General features: G+C 74.1%; 16 protein-coding genes and 1 pseudogene. 8 read left to right on the top strand and 9 right to left on the bottom strand.

Translation table 11 applies throughout. The features are described from left to right. Positions 1–30: 30 nt before the first annotated feature. Positions 31–537 carry a PadR family transcriptional regulator gene (locus CG747_RS26150; RefSeq protein ID WP_100604283.1) on the bottom strand — a complete coding sequence of 169 codons (507 nt, stop codon included), beginning with the start codon at positions 535–537 and terminating at the stop codon, positions 31–33. Positions 538–1,221: 684 nt separating this feature from the next. Between CG747_RS26150 and CG747_RS26145 the strand changes: the two genes are divergently transcribed. The 4 genes and pseudogenes from CG747_RS26145 (at position 1,222) to CG747_RS26130 (ending at position 6,213) form a co-directional block, all read left to right on the top strand. Continuing rightward, positions 1,222–2,904, top strand: coding sequence for a glycoside hydrolase family 13 protein (locus CG747_RS26145; RefSeq protein WP_100604282.1), 1,683 nt, complete (start codon positions 1,222–1,224; stop codon positions 2,902–2,904). A gap of 434 nt (positions 2,905–3,338) precedes the next feature. Next, positions 3,339–4,292 (top strand): serine hydrolase, encoded by a 954-nt coding sequence (locus tag CG747_RS26140; protein WP_100604281.1) that lies wholly within the window; start codon positions 3,339–3,341, stop codon positions 4,290–4,292. A gap of 75 nt (positions 4,293–4,367) precedes the next feature. Then, positions 4,368–5,038, top strand: a pseudogene (locus CG747_RS26135) (response regulator transcription factor). Continuing rightward, the gene (locus CG747_RS26130; RefSeq protein ID WP_100604280.1) at positions 5,035–6,213 is read left to right on the top strand and encodes a sensor histidine kinase KdpD; all 1,179 of its coding nucleotides are present in this window, start codon (positions 5,035–5,037) and stop codon (positions 6,211–6,213) included. Before CG747_RS26135 ends, CG747_RS26130 begins: the two are co-directional and overlap by 4 nt. Here the strand turns inward: CG747_RS26130 and CG747_RS26125 are convergent. Together CG747_RS26125 and CG747_RS26120 are read right to left on the bottom strand one after the other, a co-directional pair. Continuing rightward, positions 6,194–6,967: a hypothetical protein gene (locus tag CG747_RS26125; RefSeq protein ID WP_100604279.1), complete on the bottom strand. Its 774-nt coding sequence runs from the start codon at positions 6,965–6,967 to the stop codon at positions 6,194–6,196. The two genes, CG747_RS26130 and CG747_RS26125, sit on opposite strands and share 20 nt — an antisense overlap. A gap of 79 nt (positions 6,968–7,046) precedes the next feature. Then, positions 7,047–8,186 carry a bile acid:sodium symporter family protein gene (locus CG747_RS26120; RefSeq protein ID WP_100604278.1) on the bottom strand — a complete coding sequence of 380 codons (1,140 nt, stop codon included), beginning with the start codon at positions 8,184–8,186 and terminating at the stop codon, positions 7,047–7,049. Between the two features lie 201 nt (positions 8,187–8,387). Here CG747_RS26120 and CG747_RS26115 point away from each other — a divergent pair, with 201 nt between their 5' ends. Further along, a complete protein-coding gene (locus CG747_RS26115; protein WP_100604277.1) occupies positions 8,388–9,137 on the top strand; it encodes a Clp protease N-terminal domain-containing protein in 750 nt (249 codons plus the stop codon). 66 nt (positions 9,138–9,203) lie between these two features. Here the strand turns inward: CG747_RS26115 and CG747_RS26110 are convergent, their stop codons facing one another. From CG747_RS26110 to CG747_RS26100, 3 genes are all read right to left on the bottom strand, one after another. Then, positions 9,204–9,935, bottom strand: coding sequence for a methyltransferase domain-containing protein (locus CG747_RS26110; RefSeq protein ID WP_100604276.1), 732 nt, complete (start codon positions 9,933–9,935; stop codon positions 9,204–9,206). Between the two features lie 172 nt (positions 9,936–10,107). Continuing rightward, positions 10,108–12,582: an MFS transporter gene (locus CG747_RS26105; RefSeq protein WP_100604275.1), complete on the bottom strand. Its 2,475-nt coding sequence runs from the start codon at positions 12,580–12,582 to the stop codon at positions 10,108–10,110. Between the two features lie 252 nt (positions 12,583–12,834). After that, positions 12,835–13,278, bottom strand: a complete 444-nt coding sequence (locus CG747_RS26100) for an SRPBCC family protein (RefSeq protein ID WP_100604274.1) — start codon at positions 13,276–13,278, stop codon at positions 12,835–12,837. A gap of 172 nt (positions 13,279–13,450) precedes the next feature. Between CG747_RS26100 and CG747_RS26095 the strand changes: the two genes are divergently transcribed. After that, the gene (locus tag CG747_RS26095; RefSeq protein WP_100604273.1) at positions 13,451–14,461 is read left to right on the top strand and encodes an Rv2578c family radical SAM protein; all 1,011 of its coding nucleotides are present in this window, start codon (positions 13,451–13,453) and stop codon (positions 14,459–14,461) included. A 36-nt stretch (positions 14,462–14,497) separates the two neighbouring features. Here the strand turns inward: CG747_RS26095 and CG747_RS26090 are convergent, their stop codons facing one another. Continuing rightward, positions 14,498–14,860, bottom strand: a complete 363-nt coding sequence (locus tag CG747_RS26090) for a MerR family transcriptional regulator (protein ID WP_180985714.1) — start codon at positions 14,858–14,860, stop codon at positions 14,498–14,500. Between the two features lie 70 nt (positions 14,861–14,930). Continuing rightward, positions 14,931–15,761, bottom strand: a complete 831-nt coding sequence (locus CG747_RS26085) for an SDR family NAD(P)-dependent oxidoreductase (protein ID WP_257980719.1) — start codon at positions 15,759–15,761, stop codon at positions 14,931–14,933. A 224-nt stretch (positions 15,762–15,985) separates the two neighbouring features. On the opposite strand from CG747_RS26085, the gene CG747_RS26080 reads away from it, so the two are divergent. After that, positions 15,986–16,549, top strand: a complete 564-nt coding sequence (locus CG747_RS26080) for a GNAT family N-acetyltransferase (protein WP_100604271.1) — start codon at positions 15,986–15,988, stop codon at positions 16,547–16,549. 16 nt (positions 16,550–16,565) lie between these two features. Here the strand turns inward: CG747_RS26080 and CG747_RS26075 are convergent, their stop codons facing one another. Continuing rightward, positions 16,566–17,246 (bottom strand): HEAT repeat domain-containing protein, encoded by a 681-nt coding sequence (locus CG747_RS26075; protein ID WP_100604270.1) that lies wholly within the window; start codon positions 17,244–17,246, stop codon positions 16,566–16,568. Between the two features lie 443 nt (positions 17,247–17,689). Between CG747_RS26075 and CG747_RS26070 the strand changes: the two genes are divergently transcribed. Then, a complete protein-coding gene (locus CG747_RS26070; RefSeq protein ID WP_180985713.1) occupies positions 17,690–19,528 on the top strand; it encodes a 3-hydroxyacyl-CoA dehydrogenase family protein in 1,839 nt (612 codons plus the stop codon). Positions 19,529–19,581 lie beyond the last annotated feature (53 nt).

The following is a 19,581-nucleotide window of genomic DNA, read 5'->3' as shown; positions in this document are numbered from 1 at the left end:
GCCCTCATGCCCTCACGCGTGCCCAGGCCCTCAGTCGAGTTCCTCCTGGCAGCGTTCCAGCCACTCCAGGTCCGCCTGGATGTGCAGCATCGCGCCCTCTATCAGCAGGTGCGCGACCCGGTTGTCGCGGTCTTCGGAGGCGGCCAGACGGGACAGTTCCCGCAGGCGCTTGAGGTAGTGCCGGCGCTGCTTGTTGATCAAGGTGCCCTGGTCGGCGGTCCCGGACCGCGAGACGAGCGCCAGTTTCACGAAGAACTCGTCGCGGACCCGCGGTTCGACGGTGGCGTCTTCGAACCACGCGTCCACCGCCTCGCGACCGGCCGTGGTGATCCGGTAGATCCGCTTGTTCGGGCGGTCCGGCTGTTCGACCTCCTCACCCTCGATGAGTCCCGTCTTCTCCAGCCGGCCGAGGGTCACGTATATCTGACCGACGTTCGGTCGGGGGTAGGCCGCGCCCAGGAGTGCCTCCAGGGCCTGTTTGAGTTCATAGCCGTGCGCGGGTCCGCTGACCAGCAGTGCCAGGAGTGGCAGCCGCACGCTCTCCCTCTCCCCGAGCCTTCGACGCCCGTGGTGCGACGCCCGGTGCTCGATGCGTGTTGCCGTTGTCTGTTGCTCGATGCGTGTTGCTCGATGCCTGTTGTTCGATGTCCGGTTTCCACGGTGGCGGTCATCGCGGTGGCCGTCCGGCCCGGAGCGGGTTCGGCCGGTCACTGTCCCGTGATGGAGGATTTCGCCGGGAAGCCTTGCCTTCAAGACCTCGTCCGGAAGCTCTTCCTGCGGCTTGCCGACGAGCCCTCTCCGGAATGACTAACAGGTATACAGGAGCGCGGCAACGGGGCGGACGTCGGGGCAGACCCGTCTCGCGTTCCGCAGGAGGGATGCCGCACCACCCGCATCATCTCGACGGCCGGACCCGCCAATCGGTCACCCGACCTCGCGACCACCCGGCTGCCCGCCTCCCCGCCTCCCCGACCGGCCGATCCCCCACCAATGCACCGCTCCACTACTCCCTTATCTCATAGGGGAGTTGAAATACAGTCGAACACCCGAGGGCGACATTCCGTACAGGATCCGGACGCCATACCCCACAAATCCGGGCACGTACCGTTCGACTTCCGTCTTTCAGTTGACACCGAAAAGACGGGGCTACCTAACATGCATGCATAACAGCAACTCGCAAGCCGCCACGCCGACTTGCACCGTAAGAAGTGGATCCGGCAGATGTTCACAGCCACCGCAGATCGCGGCCATCCGACCCCCGCCCAGGACACGGCCCAGCGCTGGTGGCGCGACGCGGTCATCTACCAGGTCTACGTCCGGAGCTTCCGCGACTCCACCGGAGACGGTACGGGAGACCTGGCCGGGGTCCGCGGCGGACTTCCGTACCTCAAGAAGCTTGGTGTGGACGGGATTTGGCTCAGTCCGTTCTTCCCGTCCCCGCAGCACGACCACGGCTACGACGTGGCGGACTACCGCGACGTGGATCCCGCCTACGGCGACCTCAACGAGTTCGACCGGCTGATGGCCGACGCCCACCGGCTCGGCCTCAAGGTGGTGCTGGACATCGTTCCCAACCACTGCTCCAGCGAACACCCGTGGTTCCGGGCGGCGTTGGAGGAGGGTCCGGGCGGTCCGGCGCGGAGGCTCTTCCACTTCGCGGAGGGGCGCGGGGAGCACGGTGAGCTGCCGCCCAACAACTGGCGGGCGATGTTCGGGGGGCCCGCCTGGTCCCGCGTCACCGAAGAGGACGGGACCCCTGGGCAGTGGTACCTCCACATGTTCACGCCCGAGCAGCCCGACCTGAACTGGCGCAACCCGGACGTGGCGGCCGACTTCGACAAGGTGCTCCGGTTCTGGCTGGACCGCGGGGTGGACGGCTTCCGCATCGACGTGGCCGCGGGGCTCTTCAAGCACCCCGAGCTCCCCGACTCCCCCGACCCGGCGGCCGACGAGCGCACCCGCGACTCGGTCAACCCGCTGGCCTGGAACCAGCCCGAGGTGCACCAGGTGTGGCGCGACTGGCGGGCGCTGTGCGAGGAGTACACCGCCCGGGACGGCCACGACCGGCTGCTGGTGGGCGAGGTGTCGGTGCGCACCCCGGGCGAGCAGGCCGCGTATGTGCGACCCGACGAGCTGCACCAGGCGTTCTTCTTCCACCTGTTGACCGCGCGCTGGGACGTCGACCTCTTCCGCAAGGTGATCTCCGAGGCGCTGACCGACATCGCGGACACCGGGTCCACCGTCACCTGGGTGCTCAACAACCACGACCAGGTCCGGACCGTGACCCGTTACGCGGGCGAACCGGACACCCCGGAGGGCGCGTCGGGACCGGCCCGGGCGCGCGCCGCGGCGCTGCTGATGCTGGCCCTGCCCGGTGCCGCATACGTCTACCAGGGCGAGGAGTTGGGCCTGCCCGAGGTCGACGACCTGCCGGACGAGGTGCTCACCGACCCGATCTTCCACCGCACGGGCAGCCGGCAGCACATCCGGGACGGCTGCCGGGTGCCGCTGCCCTGGTCGGGGGAGGCCGCCCCGTACGGCTTCAGCGCGGCCGGGTCGGCGCCGACCTGGCTCCCGCAGCCCGCGTCGTTCGCGGGGCACACCGCGGACCGGGCGATGGCCGACACCGGGTCGTTCTGGCACCTCTACCGCGAGGCACTCCAGTTGCGCCGGGGCCTTCCGCAGCTCGGCGACGGCCCGCTGCGCTGGCTGGAGTCGCCGCCACAGGTGCTGGCGTTCGTCCGCGGCGACGGGCTGGTCTGTGCGGTGAACTTCGGCACCGAGCCGGTACCGGCGCCGGTGGCCGGTGTGCCGCTGCTGGCCAGCGGCGCCTGTCCGGCCGGGACGCTTCCGGGGGCCACCGCCGCGTGGTGGATGGACCCGGCCCAGCCGCTGCTGCCGTAGGCGGACGGCGGACGGCAGCTCGGCGCGGTGCTGGGGCGTCGGACGTCGGGGCGTCGCGTCGAATCCGGGCGCCGGACGTCGGAACGGTGGATGTCGGGGCGGTGGCGTCGGTCGGCGCCCCGATGGCGGGTCGCTGGGGGGGGACGACCGGGCCACCACGGGGGCGGACAGGGACAGGCGGGAGCGGGCGCCATACGGGGGGGGCGCCGCGCCCGATGACCACGATGTCCCGTTAGTCGACCCGAATGCCCCTTTGGCATATATCACACCCGTTCGCTCTTTTCCCATCGGCCGATCGGCCCGCATTCTTACGGGGTGCCCGCTACCAGGGCACGGGTCGTCGCTTGATCGCCGTAGCCGGTGGGATACCGGGTGGGCTCCCCAGGGGATGCCAGGCGGGCGGCGCGCACAGTGGGACAGGACACACCACCCTCATGTACGGATCACGCAAGGCACCCCGGAGTACTGCACGCCGCACCCGTCGCGGACTGGCCGCCCTGGTGGCCGCCGGAGCCGCGCTCACGGTATGGAGCGCGGCGGCCCCCGCTTCGGCGAGCTCCGGCAGCGACAGCGTGGGCGACGCCGAGGTCGTCTGCACCTCCGACCGGCCGGGTCTGGCCTCCACTCTGTCCCACGACATCGCCGGCGCCCTCCAGGGGCGCCAGGGCACTTCCGCGGTCGCCCTCTACGACCGCCCCTCCGGGACCAGCTGCGAGTTCCAGGCGGGCACGTCGTTCGACTCCGCGAGCGTGGTCAAGGTCACGGTCCTGGGGGCGCTGCTGCGGCAGGCCGAGGAGGCGCACCGCGTGCTGACACCGCACGAGGTCACGCTGACCACCGCCATGATCACCAAGTCGGACAACGCCTCGACCGATGCCCTGTGGCGCCAGGTCGGCCGGACCGGCATCCAGCACTTCCTGGACCTGGCCGGTATGCGGCACACCGTGCCCGGCCCCGGCGTCTCCTGGGGCCTCACCCAGATCACCGCCGCCGACCAGCTCACCCTGATGCGGCTGCTGACCACCGACAACACGGTGCTCGGCGCGGCGTCCCGGGACTACGCCCTCGACCTGATGCGGAAGGTCGTCCCCGAACAGCGGTGGGGCGTGCCGGCGGGGGCACCGTTGTCGACGACCGCCCACCTCAAGAACGGCTGGCTGCCGCGCGCCCACCAGGGCTGGCGGGTGAACAGCGTCGGTTCGTTCAGCGGCAGCGGCAACGACTACGCGATGGCCCTCCTCTCCACCGGCAGCGACACCATGGGCTACGGGGTGGCCACCGTGGAGGCGGCCGCCAAGGTCATCCACCGGGACCTGGCGGGTGCTGCGGGTGGCCAGGACACCGGGCAGGTCCCCGGGCCGGCGCCCGCGGCGGCGTCCGGAACCTGAACGGAACCTGTACGTCCCGTCCGGTCTGCGGGCTCCGCCCCGGATACCGGGGTGGGCGCCGGTAATACTGGCCGGGTGACCGCTGCCCGCATTCTGGTCGTCGAGGACGATCACCGCCTGCGCGATGTGCTCGTCCGCGGACTGCGCGACGAGGAGTTCGACGTCGTCACCGCCGCCGACGGCGCCACGGCGCTGCGCACCGCCGATGCGGCGGTGGACGCGGTGGTGCTGGACATCGGGCTGCCCGACGCGGACGGCCGGGACGCGTGCCAGGCCCTGCGCGGAGCGGGGATCACCGCCCCGGTGATCTTCCTGACCGCCCGCGGCAACCTCACCGACCGGCTGTCCGGCTTCGCGTCCGGCGGGGACGACTACCTGGCCAAGCCGTTCCACTGAGCGAACTGGCGGCCCGGATCCGGGCAGTACTGCGCCGCCGGGGCGACACCGCCGGGCCCGCCGACCGTGCCGACGGGCTGCGGTTGGACCCGGTACGGCACGCGCTGACCGCGCCCGGCCGGACGGTCCCGTTGACGCCGACCGAGTTCCGGCTGCTGGCGTGCCTGATGGCGGAGCCGGGGGCGGTGGTCCGCCGGCGGGCGCTGCTGCGGGCCGGCTGGCCGGAGGGCGCGCAGGTCAGCGACAACACCCTGGACCAGTACCTGGCCCGGCTCCGCCGCAAGCTGCGCGAGGCCGGCACCCCGCACCGGATCGGCACGGTCCGCGGCGTCGGGTACCGCTTCGCATGAGGTGGCCGGGGCGTCCGGGGCTGCGGGCGCGGGTGGTGCGGTGGCTGCGGGGCGCGGCGCGTCCCTTCGCGGTGCGGACGCTGCGGGGGCGGCTCGCCCTCGTGGCGCTCGCCACCAGTGCGCTGTGGGTCGCGGTGCTGACGGTGGCGTTCAACCTGGCCCTGGAGAAGCGGCTGCACGAGGAGGCGGACGACACCCTGCGGACCCGGGCGGAGGCGGTGGCCGCCACCGTGGAGGCCCGGCCGGACGGGCGGCTGGCGGTCCACGAGCCGGCCCGGGACGGGGCGCTGGACAGCAGTGTGTGGATCTTCGAGGGCGGCCGGGTGCGGGGAGCGGCCGGCCGAGGCGCCCAGCGCCCTGGGGAAGCGCGCGGCCCAACTGGCCGGCCGGTGGCCTCGATGAGCGCCCAGGCCACCCGGTGGAGCGAGGCCGGGGCGGCGGAGCGGTTCGGGGCGGCCGGGCGGCCCACCGAACTCGCCTCGTTCGCCACCAGCCTCGACGGTCTGCTGGACCGGCTCGCCGCGGTGCTGCGCCATGAGCAGCAGCAGGCCGCGGAGCTCTCCCACGAGCTGCGCACCCCCCTGGCGCGGATCACCGCGGAGACCGAATGGCTGACCAGCCGGCCGCGGAGCGCCGCGGAGCGGGCCGCCTCGCACGAGGCGATCGCGAGTGCCGCGGCGACCATGCGGCAGATCTGCGCGTCGCTGCTGTCCGAGGTCCGGACCCGTGGCGCGGGGGTGCCGGGCAGGTGTCACTTCCCGGATTTCGCGCACCAGTTGGCGGGGCGGATCGCGGCGGACCATCCCGGTGCGCCCGCGGTGGCGGTGGCGGGCGACGCGGCGGCCGTGGGTGTTCCGGCGGCGGTCGTGGAGCGGACCCTGATGCCGCTGCTGGACAACGCCCGCCGGTACTCGGGGCACACCATCGGCCTCACGTGCACCGTGCGGCCCGGTGGCGTCGTCCTCCATGTCACCGACGACGGGCCGGGGGTGCCGCCGGAGTTCACCGGTGCGCTCTTCGAGCCCGGGCGGCGGGCCTGCCCGGAGGACGGGCACGACGGCGCGGGCCTGGGGCTGGCGCTCGCCCGGCGGCTGGCCCGCGCGGCCGGTGGCGACATCGCGCTGGACGGCGCCGGCCCGGGCGCGCGGTTCGCGGTCACGCTGCCGACGGGCTGACCTCGGTTTCCGGGCCGGTCGGCAGGACGTCCCGCTTCGACCGGGTCAGGTACACCACCAGGGCGAGGATGACGGCCAGGAAGAGGGCGCTGGTGCCGACGGTGCCCAGGCCCAGCCCGCCGTCGCCGGGCGGCTGGGAGAGGTAGTCGCCGAGCGAGGCGCCGAGCGGTCGGGTCAGGACGTAGGCGGTCCAGAACGCCCAGACGGCGTTGAGGTCCAGGGCGAAGCGGGCCAGTGCCACCACGCCGATGAGGACGGCGAAGACGACCGTGGAGAACCAGTAGCCCAGGCTCAGCCGCTCGGCGGTCAGGTCGCCGGCCGAGGTGCCCAGCGCGAAGGTGAACAGGATCGCCAGCCAGTAGAAGGCTTCGCGGCGGGTGGTGCGGATGGAGTGGATCGACAGGGTGCGTTCGCTCAGGTACCAGGTGCCGAAGGTCAGTGCCAGCGCCACGGCGAAGACCGCGGTGCTGACCTCCAGCGGGACGCCGAGGTTGTCGGTGAGGTTGTCGCTGATCAGCGTGCCGACGACGCTGATCAGGACGACGGCGAGCCAGTACCGGGCCGGGCTGTAGGAGCGGGCCCGGAACTGGAGGGCCAGGGCGGCGATCAGCAGTGCGCCCATCACGTAGGAGGTGCGGGTCAGGCCCATGCCGAGGTTGCCGTTGAGCAGGTCGGCCGCGGTCTCGCCCACGGTGGTGCACAGGACCTTGATCACCCAGAAGTGGACGGTGATCTGGGGGACTTTGTTCAGCAGGAGACGTGGGCCTCCGGGTGCCCGGTCCGGTCCTGGAGGTGCGCGCTTCGGTGGTCACGGTCGGGCACGGTGCCAGGGGTCACCTGAACGCTTCCTGACCGGTTCCGGGGCACGGAGCGGCGGCTTCCGGGCCGGTCGGCCGCGTCGGCGGGCCGGTGCGCCGCCCGCGCCGGGCCAGGGTGGAGTCCGCGTAGCCGGCGAGCACCTTCTGCAACAGGCTGTACGCCAGGATCGGCAGCAGGACGTGCGGGTGGTCGGGGAAGCGGGTGGTGGCCAGGACCGCGCCGGCGCTGCTGTTGTTCATGCCCGAGGTGAACGTCAGGGCGACGGCGTCGGCGTGAGCGGCCTTCAGGGCGCGGGCCAGGCACCAGCCGAGGAGGAAGGACGCCACGCACATGACCGCCGCGGCGAGTGTGGCGAGGGTGAGCAGCGCGGGCCGGGGGCGGGCGATGAGGTCGGCGAAGGCGCCGCAGGCGTTGAGGTAGGTGAGCGTGAGGGCGGCGGCCAGGGCGAGGAGTTTCAGCCAGGGCAGGGCCGCGGCGGCCCGGCGTTCGGGCAGTGCGGCACGGACGGCCAGCCCGGCGAGGCAGGGCGCCACCACCCCGGTGGCGGCCAGTGCGCCGCCCGAGACCTGGGCCATCCTGGCGAGCGCCGCGGAGTAGTCGCCGCTGGTCACGGCGGAGGCGCCGGCCAGGGTGAGCGGGATGGTGAGCGGGCTGAGCAGGGTGGAGGACATCACCAGCCCGACGACCAGGGTGTGGTTGCCGCCGGCCCGGGTTCCCCAGACGGTGGCGCCGCCGGCGACCGGCATCGCGGCGATCAGCGCGAGCCCGGTGAGCAGGCCGCTGCCGCCGTCGGCGTCGGGGAGGAGCAGGAAGGTCCCGGCGAGCAGGGTCAGGACGAGCAGCGGAAGGGCGGTGTTGGCGGCGGTTCCGGCGGCCAGCAGGCCGGGGCGGCGCAGCAGGACCGTCAGTTCCCGGGTGCGCACTTGGAGGGCCGCGGTGAAGAGCACGTAGCCCAGCAGCAGGGTCTGTGGCGTCAGGGTCGTCGGGCCGACCGGCAGCGGCAGGGTGCCGCAGGGGAGGTTGCGGACCCACTGGCCGGCGCCGGGCACCACCGCCGCGGCGACGTAGGCGAGCGGCATGGCCCAGGTGAGGTGGCGTTGGGCGCGGGCGAGCAGGTGTCGTCCCCTGTCGGGGTGTGGTGCTGCGGTCGTCACCGGGGCGTCGTCCTCCGTTCGCGACAGCGACCGTCTACAGCCTTGTAGACGATCTATGCCACCTTAGACGCCGGCATCTCGGCGGCAGTTGCGCCGCACTGCACGGGGCGGGATGACACCTCACCACCGCGCGGACAAGGGCGCATCCGCAGCGTCAACTAAGGGTTGACGACGAGAAGATCGTCAACCTATAGTTGACGCATGACAGATTCCGTCCGCATGACGCATCCCGTCCGCCTCGACGATCTGATCGAGGTCATCAAGAACAACCGCTCGGACGTGCTGGAGCAGCTCTCCGACGCCGTGATCGCCGCAGACCACCTCGGCGAGGTGGCCGACCACCTCATCGGGCACTTCGTGGACCAGGCCCGGCGCTCCGGCGCGTCCTGGACCGACATCGGCAAGAGCATGGGGGTCACCAAGCAGGCCGCGCAGAAGCGCTTCGTACCCAAGGCACCGGGCGCGGGCTCGGACCTCAACCCCTCCCAGGGCTTCAGCCGCTTCACCGAGCGCGCCCGGAACGTGGTGGTAGGGGCGCAGAACGAGGCCCACGCGGCCCGGAACGACGAGATCCGCCCCGAGCACCTCGCCCTCGGCCTGCTGTGCGAACCGGAGGCGCTCGCCGTCCGGGCCATCGCCGCCCAGGGCGTGACGCCGGAGGCCCTCCGCGAGGCCCTGACCGCGGCGCTGCCGCCCGCGGTCGATGCACTGCCCGCCCTCACCCCGTTCGACGCCCAGTCCCGCAAGGCGCTGGAGCTCACCTACCGCGAGGCCCTGCGGCTGGGTCACAACTACATCGGCACCGAACACCTCCTGCTGGCCCTGCTGGAGCAGGAGAACGGTTCCGGTCCGCTCACCGGCCTCGGCATCGAGAAGGCGGCCGCCGAGGCGTTCATCGGCGAGGCGGTGGCCGCGATCCTCGCCGCCCGGCAGGAGCAGGAGCAGGAGTAACAGGACGGCCCTACGGGCGGGGCCGGTCGGGGGCCGGGCGCAGCGGCCCCCGACCGGCCCCGCCCCTCAGCCGTCCCCCGCTTCCGGGCCCGCCAGCACCCAGCGCGAGGGCAGTTCGATGCGCGCCCCGTCCGGCCCGTATTCCGTTGTCACCAGCGGAAGTTGACCGGAGGCGGCGATCCGCAGCCCGTGGCCGCGCAGCAGTCCGGGCACCTCGACGTCGGGCATCTCCCCGGGGGTGAGCCCGTGGGAGAAGACCGGGCGCAGCTTGGCGGGCGGTCCGGCCGGGCCCTGCGCCAGGGCCCGCAGGAGTTCCTTGGCGGCCGCGGCCGGTTCGAAGACGAAGAGCCAGCCGCGGGTGCCCAGCAGCGGGACGATGTTCGCCACGATCCGGGCCCGTTCGTCGGGGGCGCACTGGTGCAGTACGCCGCGCACATAGACGTTGCTGTCGCCCAGTTCGGCGTGGAGCGCCCCGATGGCCGCCCCGTCGACGGCGTCCACCTGACGGAATTCCGCCACCCCGTCGGCGTCCTCGGCCCGGGCCCGCGCAACGGCCGCGGCGGAGGCGTCGATGCCGACGGCGCGCCCGAAGTGGCCGGCCAGATAGCGGGTCTGGGTGCCGTTGCCGCAGCCCAGGTCGACCAGCGGCAGGGCGGCGTCGGCGTGCCCGGCGAGCAGCGGGAGGTGGAGCGCGGCGGTCACCGACGGGTCGGCATCCCAGATGACCTGTCCCGCGCCGGCCGGCGCATCGCGCCAGAAGCCTTCCCATGCCTGAAGATTGCGGCTCGTAGCGTTCATGGCCCCTTGCTACGCCTCCCGGCGATCACCGGCAAGAGGGGCCGGGCCCTCTTCATCCGACGGAGTGCCGGGGGCCGGACCGCCGAGCGGCCGCGCCGTTCCGCTCGGCGCGGCGCGCGGCCCGCGGCGCGGGCACCTGGGGCACCCGTGCAGGAGAGGGCATCGCCACGGGTCAGTCCTCGTGCCCCAGTTGCAGGTCCCGTTCGGTGCGCCCGCCGCCCGCAACCCTCAGGACGGTGGCGACCGGTGGGTATCCGGCGGCGACCACGGTGTACTCGCCGGCCGAGAGGTCCACGAAGCGGAACAGCCCGTCGGAGCCGGTGGTCGCGGTGTCGACGACGTTGCCCGCCGCGTCCAGGAGGGTGACCCGGGCGTCCTCGACGGGGCGCCCGCCGCCGGCCCGTACGGTGCCGCGCAGCACCGCGCCGCCGGCGAGTTCGACGTCCTGGCGGGTTTCGCGGGACGCCTGGACGGTCACCGGGAGAGCGGCCGGCCGGAACGCCGGGGCGCTGGAGGCGAGGGTGTACTCCCCCGCCACCAACTCCCCGATGGCATAGCCGCCTTCGCGTCCGCTGCGGGCCGTCGCGACCACCTCGCCGCGCACGTCGGTGAGGGTGACCATGGCATCGCGGACCGGCGTGCCGTCGGCGGTGGTGACCGTGCCGGCGAGGCGCCCGGCACCGCCGAGCACCACGTCCAGCTCCACCGGGCGCTCCCCGACGGTCACCGTGACGGCCTGGGGCTGATGCCCGCCGGCCGCGGCGATCAGGACGTACGCCCCGGGCCCCGGGGTGCTCAGCGCGTACCGGCCGTCCGCTCCGGTGGCGCCGCGGCCGATCTGCCGCCCGGAGACGTCGATGAGGGTGAGCGCGGCGCGCGGCACGACGCTGCCGTCGTGGTGCTGGACGGTGCCGCACACCGGGACGCCGGCCGGCGCGGGCGCGGGCGCCCCCGCGTGGAACGTGCGGCCCGTGGGGTAGCTCCCTTCGTGTGCGGTGGAGTTGGGTGTGGCGTCGGCCGCGGGGCGGGCCGCCGGTACGGCGGCGGGGTCCGCGGGGGCACCGTACGGCGGGAGCGGGGTCTGCGGGGCTTGTGGAGCGTGGGACACCAGGGGGTTCTCTTTCCAGGAGATGGCGAGCAGGAAGCCCAGGACGAGGACCGGCGCGAGGTAGGGGAGGCTCCCCGGCACGGCCGGTGCGTAGGCGGCGTAGCCGTCCCGCAGCGCGCCGGGCAGGGCCCGGGCCAGCTGCGGGGCGAGCGGACCGGGGTCCGGTAGCCGGGCGGCGAGGCGGTCGGCGAGCAGCGCGCCGGCGAGGGCCGCGCCGACGCTGCCGGCGAGCCGTCGGAGGCAGGCGGTGGCACCGGCCGGGCCCGGGTCCGGCACGGCGTCGCGGACGGCCGCCACCAGCGCCGGCAGCACCAGCCCGACGCCCAGTCCGAGGGCGCCGGCCCCGAGGCCGAGGACCGGGCGGGAGGCGTCCGGCCGCAGGTGGTGCAGGAGCCACATGCCCCCCGCAGCCAGCACGCAGCCCAGGATCGGGAAGACCGTGCGGTGGCCGGTGCGGCGGATCAGCCGGCCGGTGGCGAGCGCGGCCAGGACCAGCGCGCCCGGCAGGGGCAGCATCAGCAGTCCGGCCGCGGTGGCCGTGGTGCCGCCGACCGCGTGGAGGAAGGCCGGGAGGTGGCGCACCGCCCCGTAGAGGGCGAGGCCGAGGCCGGCGCCTACGAGGCCGGTGCGCCCGAAGAAGGTGTCGCGGAGCAGCCGCGGCGGGATCAGCGGTGCGGCGGCGCGGTGTTCGGCGAACGGGAAGAGCGCCGCGGCGGCCAGGGCTGCGGCGGCCGGCCCGAGGATCTCCGGCGCGCCCCAGGAGTAGCGGGTGCCGCCCCAACCGGCCAGCAGCACGAGGCAGCCGGCGAACGCGGTGAGCAGCAGCGCCCCGAAGAGGTCCGGTCGGGGGCGGGCGGCGGGCCGGGGCGGCCGGAGGGTGACGGCGGCGGCGAAGAGGACCAGGACGCCGTACGGGACGGTGAGGGTGAGGCACCAGCGCCAGGCGCCGTGATCGGCGCAGTAGCCGCCCAGCGGCGGGCCGGCCAGGAGGGCCCCGGCGTAGGCGACGCCGGCCGCGGCCGTGCGGCGGCCGCGCGCCCCCGGTGGCGCGGACTCGGCGAGGAGCGCGTGGACGCCGGCGATCAGACCGCCGGCGCCGAAGCCCTGGACGGCGCGGAACGCGACCAGTGCGGACCGCGTGTGCGCCGTGCCTGCCAGTGCCGCGCCGGCGGTGAAGAGCAGGAGCGCGAGGAGGAGGCCGGTCTTGCGGCCGAAGCGGTCGCCCAGCTTGCCGTTGAGCGGGAGCCCGAGGGCCGACGCCAGGAGGTAGGCGGTCACGACCCAGGAGGCCGCGGGGCGGCCGGGCAGTTCCGCGGCGATCGCCGGGAGGGCGGGGACGACGGCCGTCTGGCCGAGGGCCGCGGGCAGCAGCGCCGCGAGGAGTACGGGGGTGGCGGTCCGCACCGGCCGGGGGCCGGGCGGGGCCGGCGGGTGGTCGCGGAGGGCCGGTGCGGTCGGCCGCGGTGCCGGGTCCGCGGTGGCTTCGGCGGCGGGCGGTCCGGCCGGCCGGTCCCGTTCGCCCAGGGTGCTCCCGCCCACGTCCTGCTCCCCTCGTCACGCTGCTGCGGGCGCCCATTTCTCGCACCGGGCGACAACGGCGATCAAGCGAGGAGATTCGGTACAGGGCGGGCGGGAACGGACGTCAAGTGCCATGTCGGGGGCGCCTCTTGGGCTCCGATCAGGGGTTTCCGCCGACGCGCCGCCCGGGAGGCCGGACGGCACCGCGCGGGGGAAACCACCCGAACCGGTGAGTGTGCCGGCACCCCGAACGGGTTACGGGGCGACGCTCCCTCACTTCTCCATATGGGCCGCGAGGTTGGCGAGGACCGCGTCGTAGATACGGCCGAGTCCCTTGGGGGCGAAGGTCCGCTCGAAGAAGCCGCCGATGCCGCCGGCGCCCTGCCAGGTGGTGGTGACGACGACCTTGGCGCGGCTCTCCCCGGCCGGGGTCACGACCCAGGTGGTCACCATCGAGGAGTTGCGGTCCTTCTCCACCAACTGGCCGTCGGTCGGCTCGTCGACCTCCAGCAGGCAGTCGCGCACCCGCTTGCTGGTGGCCTGGAGCTTCCAGTGGACGAGGGTGCCCTTGCCGTCGCCGCCCTCGCGGACCTCGTACTCGCTGAACTGCTCGGGCAGCAGCTGCCGGCGCGTGCCGCTGTAGTCGGCGAGCGCGTCGAACACGTCCTCCGGGTCCGCCGCGATCTCGCCCTGCGTGGTGGCCTCTACCTGCCCCATGTGTGTCTTCCTCCAGTAGTCGGCTGCCGGACCGGGTGCGCCGCCAACCTGCGGTGCGCGGCCAAGCCAACCACCACTGGGCAGCGCACCCAAATCCGGGTTGACAGCCATGAAGCGAACAGGTGTTCTATTATCGAGGTGGGGGCTCGGCAGGATCGCGACAGGAGGCCCGATGCGCTGGGACAATCTGGGAGAAAGCCCGACGGCGCTGTTCGACGCGGACGTCGTCACTCGAACGGTGGACACCCCCGAATTCCGCGGCATCACCTTCCACGAGGTGCGCGCCCGCTCGATCGTCAACCGCGTGCCGGGCGCCTCCCGGATGCCGTTCGAATGGACCGTGAACCCGTACCGCGGGTGCAGCCACGCCTGCGTCTACTGCTTCGCACGCAAGACGCACGCCTACCTCGACCTGGACACCGGCCTCGGCTTCGACTCCCAGATCGTGGTCAAGGTCAACGCCCCGGAGCTGCTGCGCCGGGAGCTGGCCGCGCCCCGCTGGCGCGGCGACCACATCGCGATGGGCACCAACGTCGACTGCTACCAGAGGGCCGAGGGGAGGTACGCGTTGATGCCCGGGATCCTCGCGGCCCTGCGCGACCACGCCAACCCGTTCTCGATCCTCACCAAGGGCACCCTGATCCTGCGCGACCTGGAGCTGCTGCGGCAGGCTGCCGAGGTCACCGACGTCGGCGTCTCGGTCTCCGTCGGGTTCCTGGACGGCACGCTGTGGCGGACCCTCGAACCCGGCACGCCCGCGCCCGCGCGGCGGCTCGACGTGGTGCGGACCCTCACCGCCCACGGCCTCGCCTGCGGGGTGCTGATGGCCCCGGTGGTCCCGTTCCTGTCCGACACCCCGGACCAGCTGCGGGACACGGTCCGGGCCGTCGCCGAGGCGGGCGCCGGCTCGGTCACCCCGCTGGTGCTCCATCTGCGGCCCGGCGCCCGCGAGTGGTTCCTGGCCTGGCTGGGCCGCCACCACCCGCACCTGGTGCGCCGCTACGAGGCGCTGTACGCCGGCGGCTCGTACGCACCCACCTGGTACCAGCGCCGGATCACCCGGCAGGTCCACGAGCTGGCGGCCGAGTACGGCCTCGGGCCGGGCCGGGCGCGCAGGATCCCGCCGGAGCCCGCCGCGGCTCCCGAACGCGGCCCGGCGGCCACGCAGTTGACGCTGCTCTGAGGGTGCGGCGGGGTACCGAACGGGCCCGTCCGCGGCTCAGGGCCGGGCGCCGGGCGGGACGGATTCCAGGGCGCGCGCCAGGCGGTCCCGGGCGGCCGACTGGGCGGCGATCCGCCGGTCGATGACGGCCAGCCGGTCGCGGGCGATCCGCAGGCCCTCCGGTGAGGGCGGCGCGGTGCTCAGGTCGCCGTCCAGGCAGGACCGGAAGCAGGCGACGTCGGCGAGGGTGAGGCCGGCGTCCAGGAGGTGCCGGATGTTGCGGACCCGGACGACGGCGCGGTCGTCGTAGACCCGGTAGGCGTTGGCCGCCCGCTCCGAGTCGATCAGGCCCTCGCTCTCGTACTTGCGCAGCGCCCGCGGCGACACCCCGGTGAGGTCCGCCAGTTCCCCGATCCGCACCGGACCGCCTCCCCTCGTACGGGCCGGTCCGGCGGCGCGGTCCGGCCCGCGCATACGCTACCGGCCCCGGTCAGCCGACCACCGCGCCCCCGTCCACCGGCAGGATCACCCCGGTGACGAAGGCCGCGTCCGGGGCGGCGAGCCGGGTGATGGCCCAGGCCACCTCCTCCGGGCGGCCGATGCGGCCCATCGGGGTGTGCTCGATCTGCCAGGCGCGCAGGGCCGCCCGGTGTTCCGGGGACCAGCCCTGGTGGTCCGCGATCGGGGTGTCGATCGCGCCGGGCGCCACGCCCACCACCCGGACGCCGCGCGGCGCCAGCTCCACCGCCCAGCTGCGGGTGAGGAGTTCCAGGCCGGTCTTGGTGGCGGCGTAGACGGAGTTGCCCGGCCAGCCGCGCTGGCCGACCGAGGTGCTGATGTTCACCACCACTCCGCGGGCGCGCTCCAGGTGGGGCACCGCTTCCTGGGTGAGCAGTACCGGCGCGACCAGGTTGGTGGCCAGCTGGGGTGCCATGGACTCCTTGGTGTGGGTGCCGAGCGCACCGCTGCCGACCACCGCGGCGTTGTTGACCAGGACGTCCAGCCGGCCGTAGGTCTCGACGGCGTGCCGGACGACGGCCTCGGGCGCGCCGTCCTCGGTGATGTCGGCGGGGTACGGGGCGATCGCGCCGTCGATGCCGGCCGCCGGGGCGGCGGTCTCGGCCAGGGGTCCGGGGCGGCGCCCCACGGCCACCACCTGCGCCCCCTCCGCCGCGAACGCGCGGGCCGCGGCCCGGCCGATACCGGTGCCGGCCCCGGTGATGACGACGACCCGGTGCGGGGTGTCGGGCTGTTCCGCCGCGATGTGCGGGGCGTGCGGTGCGGGTGTGTTCTCAAGGGGTGTAAGGGGTGTGTGCGCCATGTCGGGAGTCTCGGACCCTGCCCCCAGGGACAAGGTCAAACGCGGTATGCGGGGGACGGCCGTCCGGCCCGAAATCCGATTGACCTGCGTCCACCGCGGATCCGACGCTCTGCGGCAGGGACCGGACCGGGGAGGCGGACATGGCACGGGCCGACGTACGGGGCGCGGGCGGGGCTTGCGAGGGGACGGCGGGGCAGCCGCCGCGCGGAGTGCGGATACGCGAGATGGCGGAGGCCGATGTCGACGCGGTCTCGGCGGTGCGGGTGCGCGGCTGGCAGGCGGCGTACCGGGGGCTGATGCCGCAGGCGTATCTGGACGCGATGAGTGTGGCGGAGGACGCCCGGAAGCGACGGGAGTGGTTCGCGCGCCGCCGGCCCGAGGCGTGGGAGCTGGTGGCGGAGCGGGCCGGCGAGGTCATCGGCTGGTTGGCCGCCGGCCCCGCCCGGGACGCCGACCTCACACGGGAGGCCGTTCCCACCGGGGACGCCGAACTCCCTGCGGAGGAGCGCGAGTCGACGGCCGACCGGCGGCCGGCGGCCGAACTGATGGCCCTCTACGTGGAGCCCGCCCTCCTGGGGACGGGCATCGGCCGGGCCCTGCTCGACACCGGCACGGCCCGGGCGCGGGCCCGTGGATACGGCGCGCTGTACCTGTGGGTGGTCCACGGCAACGCCCGTGCCCGGCGGTTCTACGAACGGGCCGGTTTCGCACCGGACGGAGCACAGGAGGCGTACGACGTGGGCGGGTGGCGCGTCCCGGAGCTGCGCTACCGGCGGACGCTCCCGTAGGCCGGCGACCGGCACGTCAGGGCGGCGGGCCGGCACCGTTCCCCTGCCCCTGCGCGCCTCCGGCGGACGGACCCGCGGTGCCCACCCCGGGCGGGTCCTCGTGGACACCCAGCCGGGCCAGCGACGCGGCGGCGGCCGCGGCGAGCCGGGGGTGGCCGGCCGCCGCCCGCAGTGCCGGCACCGCCCGCTTGTCGCCGAGTGCGCCCAGCCCCTCCACACAGGCCAGCGCCACCCGCCAGTAGGGGTTGTGCGGGGTCAGCAGCCGTTCCAGGGTCGCGACCAGGGCGGGGACGGACTGCGGGGCGCGGAGTTCGGCGAGCAGCCGGACGGGGTGCAGGGCGTAGGCGGTGCGCAGCGGGTTGGTGGCGAGGGCGGCCGCGGCGCGGGCGGTGCGCGGGTCGCCCAGCCTGCCGAGGGCGTGCGCGGCCGTGGCGCAGCGGACCGGTTCGCGGTAGTTCAGCAGCAGGACCAGGGTCTCGAAGGCGCGTTTGTCGCCGGCGCAGCCGAGGATGAAGGCGGCGATCTCCCGGGCCCACAGGGGGCGTTCCACGGCGATCAGCATCCGGGCCAGTTCCTCGCGGCCGGCCGGGGTGTTCTTGCGGGCCAGTCCGAGCAGCCGCTCGTAGGCGACCAGATCCTCCGGGGAACGGAGTTCGGCCCGCACCCGGTCCGTCAACTCGTGGAATTCGTCTTCCATTTGTCGCTCCCCTCCCTGCCGGCCGCTCTGGTTCGCAGGGCGTGGCCGGCACCACAACCTAATGACCCGCATTACCCCTGGCGCTTCGGTTACCCACCGGTTAACCTGCTGGAACGAGCAGTACCCCTGCTCGGGCGGCCTGGTGACGCAGCCGCCGGAGTGTGACGTCGGTTCGGCACACCACACAGCACCACGCGTACGCGGGCACAGCAGCCCCGCGCCACGCACACCCTCACAGCACGCCCCTCACGAGGGGAAGCGGTACGGCCCCGGGACAGGGCCCGCCGCGCCCCTCCACCACAGGCGCTGCTCGCAGTGCCGTGGCTTCCCGCGGCTCTTCTGCCGCCGGTCGGCCGCACGCTGCCGCAGCCCCGCCCGTGCGCTCAACCCCTCAGTCGTCACGTCCTCCCCTGCTCCAGGGGAACACCTTCAGGAGTCTCGCGATGGGCCGTCAGTCCACCCCTGATCTCTCCACTCCCTCCTCCCCCGCACCCGCCTCCGGGGCCCTCTCCACCATCGCCGTCGTCGGCCTGGGCACCATGGGCACCGGTATCGCCGAGGTGCTGACCCGGGCCGGCCGCGAGGTCATCGGCATCGACACCGACGAGGCGGCGGCGCGGCGGGCCCGCGCCGCCCTCGAAGCCTCCACCGCCCGCGCCGTGCAGCGCACGCGGATCACCGAACAGGAGCGGCAGGACGCGCTGTCCCGGTTCCGCACGTTCGACGATCTCCAGGCCGCCCGGGACGCCGACCTGGTCATCGAGGTGGTGCCGGAGGACTACGACCTCAAGCGGGAGGTCTTCACCACGCTGGACGGCATCGTCCGCCCGGACACCGTCCTCGCCACCGGCACCAACGCGCTGTCGGTGACCCGGCTCGCGGCCGACTCGCGGCGCCCCGAGCGGGTGCTCGGCGTCCACTTCTTCAACCCTGCGCCGGCCATGAAGCTGGTCGAGGTGGTCTCCTCGGTGCTGACCGCGCCGGCCGCGGTCGCCGCCGTCACCGAGCTCGCCCGCGAACTGGGCAAGGACCCGATCGCGGTGGGCGACCGCCCCGGATTCGTTGCCGACGGCCTGCTCTTCGGCTACCTCAACCAGGCCGCCGCGATGTACGAGTCGAAGTACGCGACCCGGGAGGACATCGACGCCGCGATGCGGCTCGGCTGCGGACTGCCGATGGGGCCGCTGGCGCTGCTCGACCTGATCGGCGTGGACACCGCCCGGACGGTCCTGGAGGCCATGTACGCCGAGTCCCGCGACCGGCTGCACGCGCCCGCCCCGATCCTCGGCCAGCTCGCGGACGCCGGACTGACCGGCCGCAAGGCGGGCCGCGGCTTCTACACCTACGAGGCTCCGGGCTCCGCGACCGTCGTGCCCGACGGCCGGACCCCGGCGACCGGGGACGGCGACGGGCAGGCGGTCGGCCGCCCGGTCCGCAGCGTGGGGGTGGCCGGTTCCGGGACGATGGCCAGCGGCATCGCGGAGGTGTTCGCCAAGGCCGGCTACACCGTGGTGCTGGCCGCCCGCAGCCTGGAGAAGGCGGAGCGGGCCAAGGAGCGGATCACGAAGTCGCTGGGCCGCTCCGTGGACAAGGGGCGGCTGACCGCCGAGGCGCGCGACGCGGCGCTGGCGGCGATCACCCCGGCCGGGTCGCTGGACGCGTTCGCCGACGTCGACCTGGCCGTGGAGGCGGTGGCCGAGGACCTGGCCGTCAAGCAGCAGCTGTTCCGGACGCTGGACAAGGTCTGCAAGCCGGGTGCCGTGCTGGCCACCACCACCTCCTCCCTGCCGGTCGTCGCATGCGCCCGCGCCACCTCGCGCCCGCAGGACGTCATCGGGATGCACTTCTTCAACCCGGCGCCGGCCATGAAGCTGGTCGAGGTGGTCCGCACCGTCCTCACCGACGACGAGGTGCACGCCACGGTGCGCGCGGTCTGCACCAAGGTCCGCAAGCACCCGGTGGACTGCGGCGACCGGGCCGGTTTCATCGTCAACGCGCTGCTGTTCCCGTACCTGAACAACGCGGTCAAGATGGTTCAGGAGCACTACGCCTCCCTGGACGACATCGACGCCGCGATGAAGCTGGGCGGCGGCTACCCGATGGGGCCGTTCGAGCTCCTGGACGTGGTCGGCCTGGACGTCTCCCTCGCCATCGAGAAGGTGCTGCACGCCGCCTTCCGCGACCCGGGGCTGGCCCCGGCGCCGCTGCTGGAGCACCTCGTCGCGGCGGGCTGCCTCGGTCGGAAGACCGGCCGCGGCTTCCGTGAGTACACCCGGCGCTGACCCGCGGCGGCGCCCCGGGGCCGGGGGCGGGTGGGGCGGACTGCTGGAGCCGT

The organism is Streptomyces sp. CB02959 (assembly GCF_002803155.1).
Lineage (GTDB): Bacteria > Actinomycetota > Actinomycetes > Streptomycetales > Streptomycetaceae > Streptomyces.
The sequence above is the reverse complement of the archived record's forward strand: the minus strand, read 5'-3'. Positions and strand labels throughout refer to the sequence as shown.